The sequence below is a fragment of the Candidatus Kaistella beijingensis genome, assembly GCF_020084865.1.
GTDB classification, from domain to species: Bacteria; Bacteroidota; Bacteroidia; order Flavobacteriales; family Weeksellaceae; genus Kaistella; species Kaistella beijingensis.
Map to the genome: position 1 here is coordinate 1,225,128 of NZ_CP071953.1, position 20,787 is coordinate 1,245,914.

Consider the following 20,787-nt stretch of genomic DNA (forward strand, 5'->3'; position numbering starts at 1 on the left):
TAGATTTTTGAAGTGCAAAGATAAATGATTAAATTAGAAACAACCCACTCATTGCCATTTAAAATTGCCTGAAATTTGCTTTCTTAAAAAATACTGGAAAACTAAAAAGTCACAAAAATTTTTAAGGTTTGAAGAATATGTGATTAAAAGAGCAAAAAAATAATTGATTGCATCAAAAAATCCTTTTTTAAATACAATAAACGTATAGATAAATGAAACTCTGCATACCAGATCAAGGTGCAATTTCACAAGGACAAAACGCCACAAAAAGCGTTGGGAAAAATGCGCGACGCTCACTGCACAAACCGAAAAATTCGTTTGGGAACGGGCGGAACAATGATGATGAATTATTCTCCGTACAAAATGGCGGAGACTTTCAAAACTTTATCCGCTTACGCCCCGGGCAAAATTGATTTTGGTGCAGGACGCGCTCCGGGCGGCTACGGAAAATCCATTTTGGCTTTATCTGAAGGCAAAGACACACGTTTTCAGGATCTTTATAAAAAATTCTCGGAAACTTTACATTTAATGAACGATGAAAACGGTGAGGATTATTTCAACCAGAATGTGGTCGCAAATCCTACAGGATGGAGAACGGCTTTATTGAGCAGAATAAAAAATGGCACATCCGAGGAGAAATAAATGAGGTGGTTGATTAACTCAAAAAAAACAACAAGTGCACCGGTTTGACGAACTGACAGTCCGTACAATTCCAATTTGCACAGGATTTAAAACTGAAAGAGTATGAAATGTTGGCGAAAGGATTCGCACTGAGTTGAAAACAATTATAACATTCTATAAAATTGGCAACTTTAGGATCTGTATTTCCGTAACTTACAATTCTTACATCCAAAGGAACATTTCTGAACTTTTCCACTGAAATCCTGAAGGCCTCCAGAATTTAGGATACTTCATTGCCAAAAACCCCATGGATAATTATTTCGTTAAAAATACAAAAAATCCCCACCAAAGTGGGGACTTCCAATTATTTGTTGATTCTTCATGAGAATCTGTCATTCAATCCAGAATTACTTCACTTCTTCAAAATCCGCATCCTGAACATCTTCTGCTGCTCCTGCGTTTCCTGTAGGATTTCCTTGTGCTTGTTCTGCACCTTGCGCTTGTTGTCCTGCTGCGTAAAGTTCTTCTGAAGCGGCCATCCAAGCTGCGTCTAAAGCTTCGGTTTTGATTTTCGTAGCATCGGCATCTTTTGCTTCGAAAGCGGTTTTTAATTCTGCAACGGCAGTTTCGATGGCTGCTTTTTTGTCAGCTGAAAGTTTGTCGCCAAATTCTTTCAATTGCTTTTCAGTTTGGAAAATCAAACCGTCGGCTTTGTTGAAGAGTTCAACTTCTTCTTTTCTTTTTGCATCGGCAGAAGCATTTTCTTCGGCTTCGCGTTTCATTCTTTCAATTTCAGCGTCAGAAAGTCCTGAACTTGCCTGAATTTTAATCGATTGTTCTTTTCCTGTTCCTTTATCTTTCGCGGAAACGCTCAAAATACCGTTTGCGTCGATATCGAAAGTTACCTCGATCTGTGGAACGCCTCTTGGAGCCGGTGGAATGTCGGTCAAATCAAATCTTCCGATTTCTTTATTGTCATTAAACATTGGTCTTTCTCCTTGTCCAACTCTAATGGAAACTGCAGGCTGATTGTCGCTTGCCGTAGAGAAAACCTCAGATTTTTTAGTAGGAATAGTCGTGTTCGCTTCAATTAATTTGGTGAAAACAGAACCCATCGTTTCAATACCCAATGAAAGTGGCGTAACGTCTAATAAAAGAACGTCTTTCACATCACCGGTTAAAACTCCCCCCTGAATTGCGGCACCAATAGCCACAACTTCGTCAGGATTTACGCCTTTTGACGGTTTTTTACCGAAGAATTTTTCAACCTGTTCCTGGATGATTGGAATTCTTGTAGAACCACCCACTAAAATTACCTCATCAATGTCAGAAGTTTGCAAACCTGCATCAGATAACGCTTTTTTACAAGGCTCCATTGAACGTCTTACCAAATCTTCGGAAAGTTGCTCAAATTTCGCTCTCGTCAATGTTTTTACCAAGTGTTTTGGACCTGTCGCAGTCGCTGTGATATAAGGAAGGTTGATTTCTGTTTGCGTAGTTGCAGAAAGTTCAATTTTTGCTTTTTCAGCCGCTTCTTTCAAACGCTGAAGTGCGATTGGATCCGCTTTCAAATCTACCCCTTCTTCATTTTTAAATTCGTCAACCAACCAGTTGATGATTACATCGTCAAAATCGTCACCTCCTAAATGTGTGTCACCATTTGTAGACAAAACTTCGAAAACACCGTCACCCAAATCAAGGATTGAGATGTCAAAAGTTCCACCACCTAAATCGTACACCGCGATTTTTTGGTCTTTATGTCCTTTATCCAAACCATAAGCCAATGCTGCAGCCGTTGGTTCGTTGATAATTCTTTCAACTTTCAAACCTGCGATTTCTCCGGCTTCTTTGGTGGCTTGTCTTTGGCTGTCGTTGAAGTAAGCTGGAACTGTAATTACCGCTCTTGTTACTTCCTGACCAAGATAATCTTCTGCCGTTTTTTTCATTTTTTGCAAAATCATTGCAGAAATTTCTTGCGGCGTATATTCTCTGTCGTCAATTTTTACTTTTACCGTATCGTTCGGTCCGGAAACTACTTTGTAGGCTACTCTTCCGATTTCAGAAGCATCGTCTTTAAAGTGCGTTCCAATAAATCTTTTGATAGAATATACCGTATTTTGAGGATTGGTTACCGCCTGTCTTTTTGCAGGATCTCCTACCAATCTTTCTCCGTCTTTCGTGAATGCCACAACAGATGGCGTTGTTCTTTTACCTTCCGCATTAGGAATTACAACAGGGTCTTTACCCTCCATTACGGCAACACAAGAGTTGGTCGTACCTAAGTCGATTCCAATTATTTTACTCATAATATTTATATTTTTTAATTTTAATTTTAAGATTTGCTAATCCTTTCTCCAATTTTATACCAAGGAAATTTTTGTGACAAAATGACATTCTTTTTGATTTTTAGAATTAGTAAATCAAACTATTCATATTTTGTAAATCAAAACATCCTCGTTTTTATTTATATTATCAATAATTAATTATAAATTAATATACAAAATCAATATACAATACAATAAAATATTAAAAAATTTATATTATTTTTACATTAATTTTAAAAAATCCTATCTATGAAAACAAAACTATTTTCTTTAATGGCTTTATTGCCAATCATCACATTTGCACAATACAACAACGGTGGCTTAAGCACGGGCGCAACTTCTAACAATGGTACAGCCGCACCCGCTGGTTACACATGGTCTGAAGTACAAAACAATACAGGTAACAGTACCGAATCTAATACTACTGCAGGTGTAGGCTGCCAAAAAGTTGGAACAAATTCCAATTTCTGTGCGGACGATTTTATTATTCCTGCAGGACAAAGTTGGACAATAAGCTCCATTGAACTTTTCGGATATCAAACAGGTTATTCCGGCACAACAAGCCCTTTTACGGGGGTTACTCTAAACATTTTTTCTTCTAATCCTTCGGCTGCAGGAGCGGTTAGTGTTTTTGGGGACGATACCACCAATCGATTTGCATCAAGTAGTGATGGTATGATGTATCGAATTTTCAATTCCAGTGTACCTGCTCCAGGTAATCCAGTGGGAACGACGAGAAGAATTTGGAAAGTGATAGGAACCGCTTCAAAAACTCTTGCTGCGGGAACATACTGGTTGAAATTTCAATTGGACGCAGGTGCGACAGGAAACTTTGCTCCTCCGGTAACTTTGCCGGGAACGAGAGGATTAGCTACTTTCAATGCAGTTCAATACCAAAGTGCAACTTCAACTTGGACTCCACTCATAGATGCTGGAAATCCATCATCGGCACCAGATTACACAATGGATATGCCTTTTATTATCAATTATACTGTTTTAGGAACTAATGAAAACTTGCAATACGACAATAGAGTTGTGCTTTATCCTAATCCAGCGAAAGATTATTTTAAACTGAACTTACCCCCTGAAAGCAAAAAGGCAAGCACCATTGTTTTCGTTTACGATGCCGCAGGAAAACTAATACAGTCATTTAACTATAGTGAATCTTATGACATTAGAAAACTTTCTGCGGGTATTTATCTTCTTAAAATAAATGATGGTCAAAATGTAAAAACAGCAAAATTGATTAAGAGATAAATTTAAGTTTAAAAAGGAAAAGGGGTTGTCTTCACTGAGGACAACTTCTTTTTTTATTTGGGGTTATTGTATAGGTGTCAAGAAAAAGCACTTCATTTAAAATAATGAAGTGCTTAGTTTAAGTATATAAAGTTCTTATTTCTTCAAAGTCAGAATATATTCCACCATCTTTTTTGCAGTTTCTTTGCTCATTCCTGCATGTGGAGTCATTGGGATTTCGCCCCAATTTCCTTTACCGCCTTCGATTATTTTTGTGGCAAGCATATCGATGTCTGCATCGGTATATTTGTCCGCAACTTCTTGATATGAAGGACCCACAACTTTAGCGTCTACTTTATGGCAAGTCAAGCAATCTGCACCCTCTATGAGGGCTAAACCTTCATGTTTTCCAGCTGCTGCTGAATCTACTGCTACCACTGCAGGTTCTTCAAGCATTACGTTGCTTTCTGCGTTGGATTCCACTTTTTTGCTACAGGAAAATGTAACAGCTAAAACGCCTAGAATTAGAAATTTTCTCATCTTTTTATTATTAAATTTTAACAAATCTATGACTTTTTTTCGAGAACAAAATTCACGATAAAAGTCATATTAAGTGTATGATTCTAATCATACCCCCGTAAAGTAAAAACGTGGTACTTTTGGTTATATAAAAAATTAAAAATATGAAATCATTAAAAACATTGGCTTTTGCAGCTGTAACTCTCGCTCTTCTATCTTGCGGTGGCGACAAGAAAGACTCAATTCCGACCGCATCTAGCGAAACTAGTGCTACAACAGAAACTACCGCAAGTTCTTCCAGTCCTTCTTCTTATGATCCGAAAAGAGGTCTTGGTCCCCACGAAAATGTTGATGTAAGCAAATTCGATCCTGCAATGGCTGCAGCCGGTAAAAAAATCGCTGACGTAAAATGTACTTCTTGCCACAAACCTACGGAAGAAAAATTAGTGGGTCCGGGTTGGAAAGGCGTTACTACAAGACAAACTCCGGAATGGATTATGAATTTTATTTCTAATCCTGATCCAATGATTGATGTAGATCCTGAATTACAAAAACAACTAGAACTTTGTTTGGTAAGAATGCCAAACCAAGGTTTGAACGATACTGAAGCACGCGAAGTTCTCGAATACATGCGAGAAATCGACGGAGCGAAGTAATTCCTTCTCAAGAAACAATTAATCAATATATATAATGAAAAGTTTAAAATTATTTGGACTTTCTGTCATTGCTGCCATTACAGTTTTGACAGGATGCAAACCAAAAGGAACCGAAAACGCCGTAAGTGGCGACGCCGCTGAAAAAGTGTACGTTGCTCCAGGAAAATACGACGAGTTTTATAACTTCGTGAGTGGCGGTTTCAACGGACAGGTAAACGTTTACGGATTACCGAGCGGAAGATTGCTAAAAGTTCTTCCAGTTTTCGCCCAAAACCCTGAAAACGGTTATGGATACAGCGAAGAAACAAAACCGATGCTTCAGACTTCCCACGGATTTATTCCTTGGGATGACCAACACCACCTTTCACTTTCGCAAACCAACGGTGAAGTGGACGGAAGATGGTTGTTTGCGAATGCGAACAATACACCGCGAGTGGCTCGTCTTGATTTGAAAACATTCAAAACAGTAGAAATTTTAGAACTTCCGAATTCTGCGGGAAATCACTCCTCACCTTTCTTGACTGAAAATACAGAGTATGTTGTTGCAGGAACACGTTTCGCAGTTCCAACGGATGATAAAAACGGTGACGTTCCTATCAATACCATGAAAGAAAATTTCAAAGGCGTTTTATCTTTCATCGGAATTAATAAAGACAGCGGAGATATGGATTTATCTTTCCAGATTGAAGCTCCGGGAATTAACTTTGACCTTTCTCACGCAGGTAAAGGAAAATCTACTGATTGGTTCTTCTTCTCTTGCTACAATTCTGAGAAAGCAAACACGCTTCTTGAAGTGAACGCTTCCCAAAATGATAAAGACTTTATCATGGCGGTGAACTGGAAAAAAGCAGCCGAATTGGTGAAAGCAGGCAAAGGTAGAAAAGTTCAAACTGAATACGCTCACAATAAATTCGACGAGAAAACACACACCGCAACTTCAACCATGAAAAAAGAAGTTACTGTACTTTCTGTGGAAGATATGAAGGAAGCAATGTATTTAATTCCTTGTCCAAAATCTCCTCACGGATGTGACGTTGACCCAACTGGTGAATACATCATTGGTTCAGGTAAATTGGCAGCTTTAATCCCTGTTTTCAGTTTTGATAAAATTCAGAAAGCAATTGCTGACAAAGCGTTTAGTGGAGATTATGACGGTGTAACTGTTATTAAATATGAAGCCGCTCTTCACGGTGAGGTTCAAAAACCGGGATTAGGTCCGCTTCACACCGAGTTTGACGGAAAAGGAAATGCCTACACTTCTATGTTCGTTTCTTCTGAAGTGGTGAAATGGAACATCAAAGATTTGAAAGTTCTTGACAGACAGCCTACTTTCTACTCCGTTGGTCACTTGATGATTCCAGGTGGAGACAGCAAAAAACCTTTCGGAAAATATTTGGTAGCGTATAATAAAATTACCAAAGACCGATATTTACCAACAGGTCCTGAATTGGCGCAATCTGCACAATTGTACGACATTAGTGGTGACAAAATGAAGCTTTTGCTTGACTTCCCTACTTTTGGTGAGCCGCATTATGCACAAGCTTGTCCGGGAGATTTAATTTCTAAAAATCAGGTGAAATTCTTCAAGATTGCTGAAAATCAGCACCCTTATGCAACTAAAGGTGAAGCGGAAAGCAAAGTGGTAAGAGAAGGAAACAAAGTTCATGTTTATATGACCTCCATCCGTTCTCACTTCGCTCCCGACAATATTGAAGGAATCAGAGTCGGTGACGAAGTCTACTTCCACGTTACAAATCTTGAGCAAGATTGGGACGTTCCACACGGATTCGCAATCAAAGGCGCACAAAATGCCGAACTCTTAATTATGCCTGGAGAAACTTGCACCCTACTTTGGAAACCTCTAAAAGCAGGAATGTATCCGATGTATTGTACCGACTTCTGTTCTGCACTACACCAAGAAATGCAAGGTTACGTAAGAGTATCACCTGCAGGAAGCAGCACTCCTTTAATTTATTCACTGAATAATAAGAAAGACAATGCACAAGGTCCTGTAAAACAAGGTGAAACCAAATAAACAGAATAAAAATAAAGGGCGGTTTTCACTGCCCTTTTTTACTTCTGTAACATAGGTTACAAAACACACTTTTAAAAGTGTAAAATTAAAAAACAATGAAAAATTATTCATTATCAAAACTGTCAAGAATACTGCTTATCGTTTGCGGAATAAGTTTGATAGTAAGCATTTTTGTTCCATTGTGGGCAATTTATCTAGAAGCTCCGCAATATCCGGAAGGATTAGGAATGTTTCTATGGTCCAACAAAATCACGGGTGATTACGAAATCATCAACGGCTTGAATCACTATATCGGAATGAAAACCATTCATCAGGAAGATTTTTGGGAATTTAAAGTTCTTCCTTATGCCCTCGGATTTTTTGCGATAATATGTTTGGTTGCAGCATTTTTAAACAAGAAAATTTGGCTGTACCTTACAACTGTTTTATTTCTGATTTTCGGAGTTGCGTTTATGGTAGATTTTTGGATGTGGGAGTACGATTATGGTCACAATCTCGATCCAAATGCAGCGATTGTAGTTCCTGGAATGAGTTATCAGCCGCCATTGATTGGCTTTAAACAGCTTCTCAATTTTGGTGCATATTCTTATCCCGATATTGGCGGAATCATCATGTTTGCAGTTGCAGCGATTTTGATTATCTTAGCTTTTATTGAATTCAGAAAAGCGAAAACTGCCTGAAATTTTATGAAATTAATCCCTTAAAAAATAATTCAAAGTATTATGGAATTGAAAAAAAGTTTGATCATTGCAGGTTCAGTTTTGGCATTTATGTCTTGTCAACAATCAGGTCCGAAAGATTTTCTTCTTGGTAAAGACCAATGCGACAACTGCAAAATGACCATTACCGAACTGAAATATGCGGCAGAATTAATCACCCAAAAAGGAAAGGTTTACAAATTCGACGACATCAGCTGTATGACGATGTACGAAAGCTCCAATCCCGACAAAGCAACCAACGCCAAAAAATATGTAATTGATTTCCCATCCGAAAAATTTTTGGAAACCACGAAAGCGACTTTCATTAAAGGTGGAAACATCAAATCACCAATGGGTGGAAATACACAGGCTTATCAAAACAAATCGGCAGCAGAAAAAGCAGCAGCAACTTTGGGCGCAAGTTTAACCAAATAAGTTATTGATGTTCAGAGTATTGTTTCTGTTTCTCCCCATTTTTATTTTTTCAAACATTTTAAAAGTCGGGAAGAACGAAAAATTTAAAACCATACAAAGCGCTGTCGCCTCCTCACAAAGTGGCGACAGTATTTTAGTGGAAAGTGGCCATTACAAGGAAGGCAACATCAACATTACCAAACCTTTGACAATTATTGGAATTGGAAGACCTGTCTTGGATGGCGAAATGAAATATGAAATTTTGTCTTTCCGCGCGAATCACATTGTTTTGAAGGGGTTTAAAATCATCAATTCAGGCGAAGACGAGGTGGAAAATATTGGTGCAATTCGTCTTTACAACAGCCAGTACACCACCATTGAAGACAATATTTTCGAGAATAATTATTTTGGAATTTACATTCAGCGTGGTTATAAATGTTTGATTAAGAACAACAAAATCACTTCCACTCGTGCAAAATCTCAAGAAGGGAGCGGCGATGGAATTCATGCATGGGTAAGTCAGGAAATTTGGATTAAAAATAATTACATTTCAGGTCACAAAGACGGAATTTACCTTGAAAAGGTCATCAATTCCTACATTTACCACAACAATTCGGTAAAAAATTTAAGGTATGGTTTGCATTTTATGTTTGCGAATGACAATGTTTATGTGAACAACACTTTCGACAACAACAATGCTGGAGTTGCCGTGATGTACAGCAATAATGTGGGAATGGTAGGAAACCGATTCGTCAACAATTGGGGCGATGGAAGTTATGGGTTGTTATTAAAAGACATTTCTTTCAGTAAAATCAAACACAATATTTTTGAGAGTAACACGGTCGCCATTTTCCTTGACGGAGCCACAAAAATCGATTTCTATAAAAATGATTTCGAAAACAACGGATGGGGAATGAAAATCAATGCGAATTGTATGGAAAACCGCGTCATCAACAATAATTTCATCAACAACACCTTCGATGTAAGCACCAACGGAACAATGGTGATGAACGATTTCAAGAAAAATTATTGGGACAAATATGAAGGTTACGACCTCAACAAAGACGGAACAGGAGACGTGAAATTTCATCCTTTAAGTCTATATTCTTATCTCGTGGAAAAAAATCCGTCGGTAATGCTCTTATTTAAAACATTTATTGTGGATTTGCTTGACAAAACGGAAAAGATAATTCCAAGTCTCACTCCCGAAAGTTTTGTGGATGAGGAGCCACTGATGAAGAAAATTAAAATTTAAGGCGGGAAGATGGAAGCGGGAAGAAAAAAAGTAAAAATTTAGAGATATGAGTTTTAAATCTGAGAAATTAATAATTTGGCAAAAGTCGATGGAATTTGGCGAAGAAATTCTTTCAAGAAAACTATGACAAGTGTTTTAATTTAATGAACCAAATAATTGCATTTAGAAATTAATAATGAAAATTAATGGGCGAGTTTTAGAAGTTCTTTTGTAAACTTCCATCTCCCATCTTCCAGCCAAAAGATATGATATTAGTAAAAAATCTCACCAAGAAATTCGGCAAATTCACAGCTATTGATGACGTGAATCTGTCTTTCCAAAACGGTCATTCCATCGCGTTGATCGGTCCGAACGGTTGCGGAAAAACCACTTTAATAAAATGTATTTTAGGATTGAATGTGGTGGAAAACGGCGATATTTTCGTAGACGAAAAAAGCGTTAAAGACGATTATCTTTACCGAAAAAACATCGGTTATATGCCTCAAATCGGGCGATACCCTGAAAACATGACGATTGGTCACACCATCCAAATGATTAAGGACACCCGAAAATTATCGGAAGAACATTTAGACACCGAACTTCTTGAAGATTTCGAGTTGGAAAAAATGTATGACAAAAAAATGGGTAATCTTTCTGGGGGAACCACGCAAAAAGTGAGTGCCGTTTTGGCGTTTATGTTTGACCCGAAAATCATCATTCTCGACGAACCCACTGCAGGACTTGATCCACTTGCTTCGGAAATTTTGAAAAAGAAAATCATCAAAGAAAAAAACAAAGGTAAACTTATCATCATCACCTCGCATTTATTAAGCGAACTCGATGACATTGTGAGCGAAATCATCTTCATGAACGAAGGGAAAATCCTTGTCCATCAATCGGTTGAAGATTTGTTATACCAAACCAATTCGGAAAAAATTTCAGAATCGATTGTGACTATTTTAAAGGAAATGAAAAAGTAAAATACTTATTTCATCAATAGGAGCGGGCTTTAGCCCGCTGGTTAAAAAAATAAATTCCAATTGGCATCAGCCAAAATATATGATAATGAACAAAATCGCACGTTTTATATTTTTCGATATTTTAAAGAACAAAATCATTATTTTCTACACCATTTTGCTGTTCATTCTTTCTTGGTCAGTTCTTGGTTTAGAAAGTAATTATACCAAAGCTACTTTGAGTTTGCTGAATGTGGTTTTGTTGGTTGTTCCTTTAGTAAGTATTATATTTTCAACAATTTATGTTTACAATAGCAGTCAGTTTGTGGAGTTGCTTTTAAGTCAACCCGTTCCGAGAACCAAGGTTTGGTTTAATATTTTCCTTGGACTTTCGAGCGCATTGGTATTGGCGTTTATCATTGGTTGCGGAGTTCCGATTTTGCTTTATTCTTCGATTGAAACAGGATTTTCGTTAATGATTGTAGGAATTTTGCTCTCTACTATTTTCACCTCTTTTGCGATGCTTTCTGCCATTTCAAGCCGAGACAAAGCCAAAGGAATTGGGATTTCCATTTTCATTTGGGTCTTTTTTGCCATTATTTATGATGGAATTCTTTTGGTTTTGATGTTCCAATTTGCGGATTATCCTATCGAGGGCATTATGGCGACTTTGGCAGGATTAAATCCTGTAGGTTTGGCAAGAATTTTCGTATTGCTGCAACTTAATATTTCCGCGATGCTTGGAGCTTCGGGAGCGATTTTTCAACAGGTTTTCGGTTCAGGAGGCGGAATGGGAATCTCGATTGTCGTGATGTTGATTTGGGCGATTGTTCCTTTTGTTCTGTCTTTGATAAAATTCAATAAAAAAGATTTATAATCAAAGTTTCTTATCCTATTTCTTCACCTCCACAAACTGATAAACCATCTGATTTTTAGGGTTAAAAATAATCGTGCTCGAATTCGGGAAACGTTTCACCTTATAATATTCGATGTTTTTATCGTTTTTAATATCATCCAAAAAACTCGTGTCAATCGTATTGGCGGGAAGGAACTTTTCAAAGAAAGTCAATTTTTCAACGATTGTGGAACCGTCGATTTTTTCAAATTCTTTTTTGGATTTTGCTTCGTCGGAAGTGGGTTGTTCCACCAAAGTTTTTAGCAGCAAATCTTTGTGGGTTGCTTTATATTTAAAAACATAAAATGGAGTTCCATTCGGGAATGCGACTCTTTTCCCGACTTCATTTTCAATGAGCAAACTATTTTGATTGGGGAAAATGCTGTCGAACTTAACAGATTTTGCGTTGACATACTTATTGAGTTGTTCGCTGACGGTTTCCTGAATCATTTCATTCGCCTTCTGTTGCGCTTTTTCTTTTGCAGAATCTACACTTTGAGTGAATATCTCTTCTATTTTATTACAAGAAATCAAGGTTGTTGCTGCAATGATTGCTAAAAGTGTTTTTTTCATTTATTTTAAGTTTTCGGCTCAAAGCCACTGGACTCTAAAATTTAATAAACTGATAAAGTCCGTTCCTGTCGATTTCTGTATCGCTTCAAAAATTTCACCCAAAGATAAAATTATTTGGGTATTAGTGGCAAAATTAATTTTCCCGATACGAACTTACGAGTTTATCCAAGTTCAAACTTCTGGCCGAAGCATCAAAAATTTCGCGATAAGTTCCGTTCATATTGATCAATTCATCGTGGGTTCCGCTTTCTACCACTTCCCCTTTTTTCATTACATAAATCTTGTCGCTGTCTAAAATTTGAGATAGTGAATGCGAAATGATAATCACCGTTCTACCAGCTTTAATAGCATCCAAAGAATTTTTGATTTGTTCCGTGGCAATCGCGTCCAAACTTGCAGTAGGTTCATCGAGAAAGATAATGGGTGGATCTTTCAGGAACAATCTTGCTATCGCAATCCGCTGTTGTTGTCCGCCGGAAAGTTGCGTTGCATCGTGGTTGTACTGATCAGGTAATTCTAAAATTTGGTTGTGTAAATAGGCCTTTTTTGCGGCGGTTTCAATTTCCTCAAAACTCGCGTTCATGTTTCCGTAACGGATGTTGTCTTCGATACTTCCTTTAAAAATATGGTTTTTCTGTAAAACCAAACCAATATCGTCACGTAAAAAAGTGTTTTCGTAATCGTTCAAATTCACGCCATCCAACAAAATTTGGCCCGAATCGGGAAGATAAAATTTACACAAAAGGTTAATGACTGTAGATTTTCCTGCACCGCTTAAGCCAACCAAAGCAGTAGTCTTTCCGTTTTCAATGAGCATGGAAACGTTGTTTAAAGCCTTCGTTCCGTTTGGATACGTGAAGTCCACATTTTTCAATTCAAACTCTCCCTTGATGTCATTTTCAATAAATTTTCCGTTGGGTTCGGTTTCTTCATCGGCATTCAAAATGTCGAAATATCCTTCTGCATAAATCATTGCATCATTCATATCATCATAAATTCGGTGAAGTTGCCGAATCGGCGCAGAAACGTTATTAAACAACAAAATATGAAGCATAATCGCACCAATCGTCATTTGTTGATCGAGAACGAGATAAACGGTGAGCAAAATAATTAAAACCACGCCGAATTGCTCGATAAAAGTCTTTAAACCATCATAAATAAAATTGGTTCTTCGTGTAAACATTTGACTTTCCATCAATTGCATCTGTAAATCGTATTGCTTCTTTCCCTCAAATTTTTCACGGACGAAACTTTTAATCACCATAATTGAATTGATTAAATTTAAAAGTCCCGAAGTTTTCTGTTCCCGTTGATTTCTCAACTGGCGACGAACTCCCGACAATTTTTTTGCCTGTAATGAACTGACATAGAAGTAAATAGGAACAACCACGGTGGAAACCAAACCAACGTACACATTCTGCATATACATAATAACGAGCGCAATAATCGCATTGGAAAAGAGCGGCAAAATATCGATGAAAAAGTTCTGAACCAATTTCGTCAAACTCTCAATTCCTCTGTCGATGCGGATTTGCAGTTTTCCCGATTCGTGGTTCTCGTCATTAAAATAGGCAACACGATAGGTTAAAATTTTGTCTATGGCGGATTGTGCCAAAACAGAACTTACATTTATCCTAATCTTCTCGCCATAAAATTTCTGCCCAAACTGAATGAAAATATTCAACAATTCTTTTCCCAATAAAATTGCGGAAATAATGACCAAAACGTGAATTCCTTCCTGCATCGGATTCGGAAGTTGGGTTAAATGCGTTACTTCATCAACGGTATATTTTAAAACCAACGGATTCACTTGCGCCATTAACGCACCTAAAAAAGTCAACACCAAAGTTCCGTAAATCATTAAACGATAAGTTTTTATGAACGGAATAAGTTGCTGATAAATGTGGTAAAGTGTGATGGTTCTGTTGAAAGGTTTCGGCATTTTTGAAAACGAAATAAATTTACTGACGGTCTAATTTAACAAAAATCTAACCATTTATTTGGCTTTCGGCAATCTGCTTTCGGCTTTCGGCGGTGGATGGTTGAATTACGTAAAAGAAAATCTGCGCAATCAGCTTAATCAGCGAGAAAATAAAATATTGTGAATTAAAAACTACCCCGTCTTCGTCCAAAGAGAGTTTACCCTTTCAGAGAAGGGGAATTACGCGTCAAACGAATAACTCGTCAAATAGTGAAGTTGTGGTTTGCTGGCAACTTTCGAATCCGATTCGGCTTGTTCGAGCGAATAAGTGGAATTTACTTCCTTTCGCTGGAAAAGAAACGCATTATTCGCAGTTTTATCCACGACATTATTGAAAACATGTTCAATCTCAGAATTGGAAAGCGAGGCAAAACTGATGTCCTCGAAACCGTAAATCAAACGCAAATTATCCTGTCCAACAAAATTTTCATCCACGAAATCTTGGAACTGATTTTTGTTGTCGAAATTTCCTGCCCAAATATTATAAACATAAGATCTCTTTTTCGGCTTGTTCAAAATGTCCTGGTAAACAAAGTTTTCACCAAGATAAGCTTCACGAACTTGCGGATCATTTGCCAAATCTGCGGGAAGTCCTTCCTTTAAAATTCGACCTTCGAACATGATGTACGTTTTATGGGTAATCGCCAAAGTTTGCTGAACATTGTGGTCGGTAATTAAAATCCCGATGTTTTTATCCACCAAACTTCTCACAATTTTTTGGATGTCTTCTACCGCGATTGGGTCAACTCCTGCAAACGGTTCGTCCAATAGAATAAAGTTCGGACTTGTTGCGAGACAGCGCGCGATTTCAGTTCTACGTCTTTCTCCACCTGAAAGTAAATCGCCTCGGTTTTTGCGGACGTGTTGCAAAGAAAACTCTTCAATCAGTTCGTCGCATTTCATTTGCTGTTCGCGCTTTGAGAGTTTCGTGAGTTGCAGTACTCCCAAAATATTATCTTCCACGGAAAGTTTTCGGAAAACGGATGCTTCCTGTGCAAGATAACCGATTCCTTTTTGAGCACGGCGATACATCGCATCGTTGGTAATTTCTTTATTATCGAGGAAAATTTTTCCGGAAGTCGGCTTCACCAAACCTACAATCATATAGAAAGAAGTGGTTTTTCCGGCACCGTTTGGACCGAGAAGTCCAACGATTTCTCCTTGTGAAACTTCCACTGAAACGCCTTTTACAACTTTCTTCGGGCCGTACTCTTTGATTAAATTTTCTCCGCGTAGAATCATTTGGCAAATATATAATTTTTGTGGGAGAGTTGGAGAGTCGGAGTGATTGAGTGAGGAGTTTTTGAGTGAATGTGTTTGTAAAATAATTTCAAATTACATCAAACAATTTCAAACCACATCAAACCTGAAAGATTAAACAAATTCCTTAAATTCGCTTCGGAAAAAATTGAAAGGGTTTTGAGCGCGAAAGAAAAAGAATTTTCACAATTAATCAAGGATAATCAAGGTTTGATTATCAAGGTTTCGCGGCTTTATACCAATTCGATCGAAGATGAGCAGGATTTATTTCAAGAAATCGTGTTACAACTTTGGCGTTCTTACGACACATTCAAAGGTCAGTCGAAAATTTCGACATGGATGTATCGTGTCGCTTTAAATACGGCAATAACCCTTTTCCGAAAGAAAACAAAATCACCACAAACAGACGAACTGCAAGATTTTCATTATAAGGATTTTGTGGAAGACGATGAGGAAAAACAACAGCAAATCTCAACACTTTACAAGGTCATCAAAATGTTGCCAAACGTGGAAAGAGCGATTGTGACGATGTATCTCGACGATTTGCCTTACAAAGATATCGCAGAAAACTTGGGTATTACCGAAGTGAACGCACGTGTGAAAATGAACCGACTGAAAAAAACTTTAAAAGAACTGATGGAAAAACATGGCTGAATTTGATTTAGACCACTTAAAGAAAACTTGGCAGGAACAGGAAGTTCAGCCGAAATATGACAGTCCGCAAATTGAGGCGATGCTGAATAAATCCTCACGAAATTATGTGAAATACATTTTGTGGATTAGTATTGCTGAATTTTTGGTGATTCTGGGTCTGAACTTTTATTACTCTTTTATCGGAGATGACTCTGAAAGTTTCATGAATATTCTTGGAAAACTCGGCATTGAAAACACCGTAGATTTACAAGCAGATTTTGCCCATCTTTATTTTGTTTTAAAATTCGTCAGTTTAGTGTTGACAGGCGTTTTCGTGGTTTTGTTTTATCAAAATTATAAAAAAATTAACGTAGAATCGAACCTCAAGAAATTCATACTGCAAATCATCAGTTTCAAGAAAACGGTGAATATTTTTATCCTTGCGAATATCTTACTGTTGGTTTTCTTTACCGCAGTTCTTACGGTTTTTACCTTTTATATCTTGTCACAACAACATATTCAGTTAAGTCACCCAACTTTAATTGGTTTTATTGTGGGAACCGTTTTAATGACGATACTTAGCATTGTTTTGATTTGGCTTTATTACCGAATTGTGTACGGAATTATCATGAAGAGATTGGGGAAAAATCTGGATGAGTTGAAGAAAATGGAAAGCGTGGAATAATTTCTGTTCAAAGTCGATTAACTATGTTGTGAATTCGCTTCGCCAAGAATGGTGAAATTTATTGATGATAATTCGTTTCATGGACAAATCACGATTGGTCCGTAAAAAAATTCCTGCCATTAAATTTAACACACACGATCATCACAACTTTTCTCACCCACACAAAAACTCACCCACTCACCTACAAAAACTACAGTTCTTTTCTCAATCTCGCCACAGGAATATTCAACTGTTCGCGGTATTTTGCAATCGTTCTTCTTGCGATATTGTACCCTTTTTCTTTCAACAAACCAACTAAAGCGTCGTCTGTTAAAGGCTTTCTCTTGTTCTCGCTATTAATGACTTCTTGAAGATGGGTTTTAATTTCTTTGGTAGAAACTTCTTCACCGTCGTCATTGGTTAAAGAATCGGAGAAGAGATTTTTTAAGTAAACAATTCCATTCGGCGTGTCTGCATATTTGCTTTTTACCACACGTGAAATCGTGGAAATATCGAAACCTGTAATATCTGCAACATCCTTTAAAATCATAGGTTTTAAAGATTTGTCGTCACCTGTAATGAAGTAATCTTTTTGCAGTTTTACAATCGCAGAAATCGTCTGAAGCAAAGTGTTTTGTCTTTGGTTAATCGCGTCGATATACCATTTCGCCGCATCTAATTTTTGCTTGATAAAAAGTGCAGCCTGTTTATGTTCCGCCGAAGTTTTATCGTGGGAATAGGTTGTCAAAATATCTTTGTATTCATCGGACACACGCAAAGTCGGAGCATTCTTGCTGTTCAATAATGGAATAACATCCACTCCTTTTTTGCCATTTTCTTTAACTTGAATAACAAAATCGGGAATAATTTCCTGATTAATGGTAATCGTCTGTGTATCGAAGTTTCCGCCGACTTTTGGGGAAAGTTTTGAAATGACTTCCAATGCATCTTTCAAATCCTCTTCTTCGATATCGTATTTCTGAATAATTTTATTGTAATGTTTGTTGGTCAATGCATCAAACTGATTTCGCAGAATATTTCCCGCCAAAATCACCGCTTTATCGGCACTTACTTTTTTCTCGATTTGAAGGAGCAGACATTCCTGAAGATTTCGCGCACCAACTCCGGGTGGATCCAACTTCTGAACGTAATTTTCTAAAATATCGGTTACTTTTTCTTTCGTCGAATAAACACCTTGTGAAAATGCCAAATCATCCACAATCTGTTTTACCTCTCTTCTAAGATAGCCGTCGTTATCAAGGTTTCCGATGATGTATTCTGCAATCTTCAAATCTTCGTCCTCGATATTGATGAGGCGAATTTGCTCTAAAAGATAATCGTAAAGCGACTGACCTTCCGTTAAAAGTGACTGGTTATCAAACTCTTCATCATCCGCAGAATAATTACTTGATGCGGTTTTGTAGGCAGGTTCGTCGTCAAAAATATATTCATTAACATCGAAATCGGTGTCGATGCTGTCGGTTCCTTCATCTTCAAAACCTTCGTCAAGAGATGAATAGTCCTCTTCTTTTGATTCTTCCTGCACTTTTTCCAAAGCTGGATTTTCTTCGAGTTCGCGCTCCAATTCTTCCTCAAATTCCAAGGTGTGAAGCTGTATCAACTTCATGAGTTGGATTTGCTGTGGCGCCAATTTCTGCCCGAGACGTAATTGTAGGTTTTGTTTTAACATTTTTGGATTTTATTTCTCCTTCGTCGATTCCGAATGATTATTTTTTAATACTTAGTATTGGTTTTTAGTTTTAAAAATATTGAAGATGAATATAAGAAAATTTTTAGAACTCCGCATTATGAGGCGTCCTCGGGAAAGGAATTACGTCACGAATATTGGTCATTCCCGTCACGAAAAGAACCAGTCTTTCCAAACCAAGTCCAAATCCTGCATGTGGAACGGAACCGAATTTTCTCGTATCCAAATACCACCAAAGTTCGTGTGCATCAACATTCATCGCCTTCATTTTCTCTGTTAAAACATCAAATTTGTCTTCTCTCTGCGAACCACCGATAATTTCTCCAATGCCTGGGAAAAGCACGTCCATTGCGGCAACCGTTTTTCCGTCTTCGTTCAGTTTCATATAGAAAGCCTTAATTTCTTTCGGATAATCGAACAAAACTACAGGACTTTCAAAATGCTTTTCCACCAAATATCTTTCGTGCTCACTTTGCAAATCTGCACCCCATTCTTCAATTGGGAACTGGAATTTTCCTTTTTTATTTTCTTTTGAATTTTTAAGGATGTCAATAGCTTCCGTGTAAGAAACGCGTTTAAATCTTTTCTTAATCACGTTCTCCAGCTTTTGAATCAAACCTTCTGCAGCTCTGTCTTTCTCAGGTTTTTGCTTTTGTTCTTCCGCAAATCTTTTATCTAAAAATTCCAAATCGTCTTTACAGTTTTCCAAAACGTAGCCGATGACGTACTTCAAGAAATCTTCCGCCAAATCAATGTTGTCTTCCAAATTGTTGAAAGCAACTTCGGGCTCCACCATCCAAAATTCCGCCAAATGACGCGTTGTGTTAGAATTTTCGGCACGGAAAGTTGGGCCGAAAGTATAAACTCTTCCCAATCCCATCATCGCCGTTTCCACATTCAGCTGACCCGAAACAGTAAGATTTGTTTTCTTCCCGAAAAAGTCCTGTTCAAAATCGATATCACCGTTTTCATCTCTTGGAATTTCATTCAAATCGAAATTGGTTACTCCGAACATTTCTCCTGCTCCTTCTGCATCGGCTCCTGTGATAATCGGCGTGTTCATATACATGAACTGATGTTGGTTGAAGAACTGATGAATTGCAAAACTCACCGCACTTCTCACCCTAAAAATTGCCCCGAAAAGATTGGTTCTGAAACGCAAATGCGCCTGCTCACGAAGAACTTCAAGTGAGTGTTTTTTGGGCTGAAGAATGGTTTTGTCTCTTTCTTCGGTAAAGTTGTCGCCAAGAATCTGAATTTTTTTAGCGATGATTTCGATGTTTTGCCCACTTCCCTGACTTTCAATTACTTCACCTACAACCTTTAGTGAAGAGGCGGTTGAAATATTTTTAATGATATTCTCGTCAAAATTTTCAAAATCCACCACGATTTGAATGTTGTTAATCGTGGAACCATCGTTCAAAGCGATGAATCTGTTCGAACGAAAAGCTCTGACCCAACCTTGAACGGTGATGTCGTGATGTAAAAGCTTTTTGTAATCAGTAAGTAATTCTTTAATCGTCGTTCTCATTTATATCTGTATCAATAGATGCAAATGTAAAAAAAATTGGCGTAATTTTTGATGCAGACGACGAATTTATTTTTGCTAAAATGCCACTAATGCACGGATAAACTCGCTTCAACGCAGCTAATTCGTAAATTAATGGTAATAAACCTTAAAAGTAAATGATCTAGAAATTAAAAATCGGCAAACTGCGCTTTCCGTTTTTGTTCCATAATCCGACTTGTAAACCTTTGAGCTTGTCGGATTTGTTAGACAAACCGATTTGAACGCCTTTCATTGATTTTGCCTTATTGAAAAAAGCCAGCTGAATTCCGCTAAAGTTCTCCGAATAATTTCCCATTGCGGCAACCGTGATTCCCGCTCCCTTGTCGGAATTGTTCGCAAAACCTGAAACGTGGATTCCATTGAGTTTTCCTGAAGTATTGTTGTAGAAATTTGCACTGATTCCGTTGGTAATCATTGCGTGATGATACGCAGAAATAGCAAAGCCATTCAGTTTTTTTCCATCGGTCATTCCTCCGGTTGAAATGCTTAAACCGTTTACGGTGACCGTTGCATTTTGTTCAGTTGGAACATCAATTCCTTTCGGAAGCAGGGGGTAAATTAAAACGAAAGGATTCAATTGAAAATTAATTCCGTTGATTTTCTGATGGTCATATTCATCCAAAATACCAAAATTGATTCCGTTTGCATTGTCTGCGATAAACTTCTTCGGCGAAAAGGCAATCACTTTAGTTTTCCTTATCGAAAGAGAATCTTGTGCGAAAGAAAATGATGAAAAAATGAGTGTTGAAATAATGAGTAGCTTTTTCATGATCGTAAATTTTAAAATTGATAATGCAAAATTATCCCTTG

The 20,787-nt window shown here is 37.6% G+C and carries 18 protein-coding genes and 1 pseudogene; 11 read left to right on the forward strand and 8 right to left on the reverse strand.

The window, feature by feature from the left end:
• Positions 1–237 precede the first annotated feature (237 nt).
• On the forward strand, positions 238–642 hold the full coding sequence (locus J4771_RS05715; protein ID WP_224137353.1) for an LLM class flavin-dependent oxidoreductase: 405 nt from the start codon (positions 238–240) through the stop codon (positions 640–642).
• Between the two features lie 386 nt (positions 643–1,028).
• On the opposite strand, the gene dnaK is transcribed toward J4771_RS05715, so the two are convergent.
• On the reverse strand, positions 1,029–2,927 hold the full coding sequence (gene dnaK / locus J4771_RS05720) for a molecular chaperone DnaK (protein ID WP_224137356.1): 1,899 nt from the start codon (positions 2,925–2,927) through the stop codon (positions 1,029–1,031).
• Between the two features lie 267 nt (positions 2,928–3,194).
• Between dnaK and J4771_RS05725 the strand changes: the two genes are divergently transcribed.
• Complete coding sequence (locus tag J4771_RS05725; protein WP_224137359.1) at positions 3,195–4,202, forward strand: T9SS type A sorting domain-containing protein; 1,008 nt, start codon at positions 3,195–3,197, stop codon at positions 4,200–4,202.
• Positions 4,203–4,337: 135 nt separating this feature from the next.
• Here the strand turns inward: J4771_RS05725 and J4771_RS05730 are convergent, their stop codons facing one another.
• On the reverse strand, positions 4,338–4,721 hold the full coding sequence (locus J4771_RS05730; RefSeq protein ID WP_224137363.1) for a c-type cytochrome: 384 nt from the start codon (positions 4,719–4,721) through the stop codon (positions 4,338–4,340).
• A gap of 143 nt (positions 4,722–4,864) precedes the next feature.
• Here J4771_RS05730 and J4771_RS05735 point away from each other — a divergent pair, with 143 nt between their 5' ends.
• From J4771_RS05735 to J4771_RS05765, 7 genes are all read left to right on the forward strand, one after another.
• Positions 4,865–5,356: a c-type cytochrome gene (locus J4771_RS05735; RefSeq protein WP_224137367.1), complete on the forward strand. Its 492-nt coding sequence runs from the start codon at positions 4,865–4,867 to the stop codon at positions 5,354–5,356.
• A 34-nt stretch (positions 5,357–5,390) separates the two neighbouring features.
• Complete coding sequence (gene nosZ, locus J4771_RS05740; protein WP_224137382.1) at positions 5,391–7,391, forward strand: Sec-dependent nitrous-oxide reductase; 2,001 nt, start codon at positions 5,391–5,393, stop codon at positions 7,389–7,391.
• Between the two features lie 95 nt (positions 7,392–7,486).
• On the forward strand, positions 7,487–8,071 hold the full coding sequence (locus J4771_RS05745) for a hypothetical protein (protein WP_224137384.1): 585 nt from the start codon (positions 7,487–7,489) through the stop codon (positions 8,069–8,071).
• 42 nt (positions 8,072–8,113) lie between these two features.
• Positions 8,114–8,524 carry a nitrous oxide reductase accessory protein NosL gene (locus J4771_RS05750; RefSeq protein WP_224137387.1) on the forward strand — a complete coding sequence of 137 codons (411 nt, stop codon included), beginning with the start codon at positions 8,114–8,116 and terminating at the stop codon, positions 8,522–8,524.
• Positions 8,525–8,531: 7 nt separating this feature from the next.
• A complete protein-coding gene (locus tag J4771_RS05755) occupies positions 8,532–9,758 on the forward strand; it encodes a nitrous oxide reductase family maturation protein NosD (RefSeq protein ID WP_224137390.1) in 1,227 nt (408 codons plus the stop codon).
• A 245-nt stretch (positions 9,759–10,003) separates the two neighbouring features.
• On the forward strand, positions 10,004–10,717 hold the full coding sequence (locus tag J4771_RS05760; protein WP_224137392.1) for an ABC transporter ATP-binding protein: 714 nt from the start codon (positions 10,004–10,006) through the stop codon (positions 10,715–10,717).
• An 85-nt stretch (positions 10,718–10,802) separates the two neighbouring features.
• Positions 10,803–11,570 (forward strand): ABC transporter permease subunit, encoded by a 768-nt coding sequence (locus J4771_RS05765; protein WP_224137394.1) that lies wholly within the window; start codon positions 10,803–10,805, stop codon positions 11,568–11,570.
• 15 nt (positions 11,571–11,585) lie between these two features.
• Here the strand turns inward: J4771_RS05765 and J4771_RS05770 are convergent, their stop codons facing one another.
• From J4771_RS05770 to lptB, 3 genes and pseudogenes are all read right to left on the reverse strand, one after another.
• The gene (locus J4771_RS05770) at positions 11,586–12,161 is read right to left on the reverse strand and encodes a hypothetical protein (protein WP_224137396.1); all 576 of its coding nucleotides are present in this window, start codon (positions 12,159–12,161) and stop codon (positions 11,586–11,588) included.
• A 133-nt stretch (positions 12,162–12,294) separates the two neighbouring features.
• Complete coding sequence (locus J4771_RS05775) at positions 12,295–14,022, reverse strand: ABC transporter ATP-binding protein (protein ID WP_224137772.1); 1,728 nt, start codon at positions 14,020–14,022, stop codon at positions 12,295–12,297.
• 636 nt (positions 14,023–14,658) lie between these two features.
• A pseudogene (gene lptB / locus J4771_RS05780) lies at positions 14,659–15,384 on the reverse strand (LPS export ABC transporter ATP-binding protein); the annotation flags it as partial.
• A 177-nt stretch (positions 15,385–15,561) separates the two neighbouring features.
• On the opposite strand from lptB, the gene J4771_RS05785 reads away from it, so the two are divergent.
• Positions 15,562–16,056: an RNA polymerase sigma factor gene (locus tag J4771_RS05785; protein WP_224137400.1), complete on the forward strand. Its 495-nt coding sequence runs from the start codon at positions 15,562–15,564 to the stop codon at positions 16,054–16,056.
• Positions 16,049–16,720: a beta-carotene 15,15'-monooxygenase gene (locus J4771_RS05790; RefSeq protein WP_224137402.1), complete on the forward strand. Its 672-nt coding sequence runs from the start codon at positions 16,049–16,051 to the stop codon at positions 16,718–16,720. The genes J4771_RS05785 and J4771_RS05790 overlap by 8 nt, the downstream gene beginning before the upstream one ends.
• A 190-nt stretch (positions 16,721–16,910) precedes the next feature.
• On the opposite strand, the gene rpoN is transcribed toward J4771_RS05790, so the two are convergent.
• The 3 genes from rpoN to J4771_RS05805 form a co-directional block, all read right to left on the reverse strand.
• Positions 16,911–18,389, reverse strand: a complete 1,479-nt coding sequence (gene rpoN / locus J4771_RS05795) for an RNA polymerase factor sigma-54 (protein ID WP_224137404.1) — start codon at positions 18,387–18,389, stop codon at positions 16,911–16,913.
• 103 nt (positions 18,390–18,492) lie between these two features.
• Positions 18,493–19,938 (reverse strand): asparagine--tRNA ligase, encoded by a 1,446-nt coding sequence (gene asnS, locus J4771_RS05800; protein WP_224137406.1) that lies wholly within the window; start codon positions 19,936–19,938, stop codon positions 18,493–18,495.
• Between the two features lie 160 nt (positions 19,939–20,098).
• On the reverse strand, positions 20,099–20,746 hold the full coding sequence (locus tag J4771_RS05805) for an LA_2272 family surface repeat-containing protein (RefSeq protein ID WP_224137409.1): 648 nt from the start codon (positions 20,744–20,746) through the stop codon (positions 20,099–20,101).
• Positions 20,747–20,787: the final 41 nt, after the last annotated feature.

Coding starts and splice junctions, on each gene's coding strand:
- J4771_RS05725 (WP_224137359.1), top strand. CDS start 3,195: ATGAAAACAAAACTATTTTCTTTAATGGCTTTATTGCCAATCATCACA.
- asnS (WP_224137406.1), bottom strand. CDS start 19,938: ATGAGAACGACGATTAAAGAATTACTTACTGATTACAAAAAGCTTTTA.
- dnaK (WP_224137356.1), bottom strand. CDS start 2,927: ATGAGTAAAATAATTGGAATCGACTTAGGTACGACCAACTCTTGTGTT.
- J4771_RS05770 (WP_224137396.1), bottom strand. CDS start 12,161: ATGAAAAAAACACTTTTAGCAATCATTGCAGCAACAACCTTGATTTCT.
- J4771_RS05730 (WP_224137363.1), bottom strand. CDS start 4,721: ATGAGAAAATTTCTAATTCTAGGCGTTTTAGCTGTTACATTTTCCTGT.
- rpoN (WP_224137404.1), bottom strand. CDS start 18,389: ATGTTAAAACAAAACCTACAATTACGTCTCGGGCAGAAATTGGCGCCA.
- J4771_RS05755 (WP_224137390.1), top strand. CDS start 8,532: ATGTTCAGAGTATTGTTTCTGTTTCTCCCCATTTTTATTTTTTCAAAC.
- J4771_RS05735 (WP_224137367.1), top strand. CDS start 4,865: ATGAAATCATTAAAAACATTGGCTTTTGCAGCTGTAACTCTCGCTCTT.
- nosZ (WP_224137382.1), top strand. CDS start 5,391: ATGAAAAGTTTAAAATTATTTGGACTTTCTGTCATTGCTGCCATTACA.
- J4771_RS05790 (WP_224137402.1), top strand. CDS start 16,049: ATGGCTGAATTTGATTTAGACCACTTAAAGAAAACTTGGCAGGAACAG.
- J4771_RS05750 (WP_224137387.1), top strand. CDS start 8,114: ATGGAATTGAAAAAAAGTTTGATCATTGCAGGTTCAGTTTTGGCATTT.
- J4771_RS05745 (WP_224137384.1), top strand. CDS start 7,487: ATGAAAAATTATTCATTATCAAAACTGTCAAGAATACTGCTTATCGTT.
- J4771_RS05775 (WP_224137772.1), bottom strand. CDS start 14,022: ATGATTTACGGAACTTTGGTGTTGACTTTTTTAGGTGCGTTAATGGCG.
- J4771_RS05805 (WP_224137409.1), bottom strand. CDS start 20,746: ATGAAAAAGCTACTCATTATTTCAACACTCATTTTTTCATCATTTTCT.
- J4771_RS05760 (WP_224137392.1), top strand. CDS start 10,004: ATGATATTAGTAAAAAATCTCACCAAGAAATTCGGCAAATTCACAGCT.
- J4771_RS05765 (WP_224137394.1), top strand. CDS start 10,803: ATGAACAAAATCGCACGTTTTATATTTTTCGATATTTTAAAGAACAAA.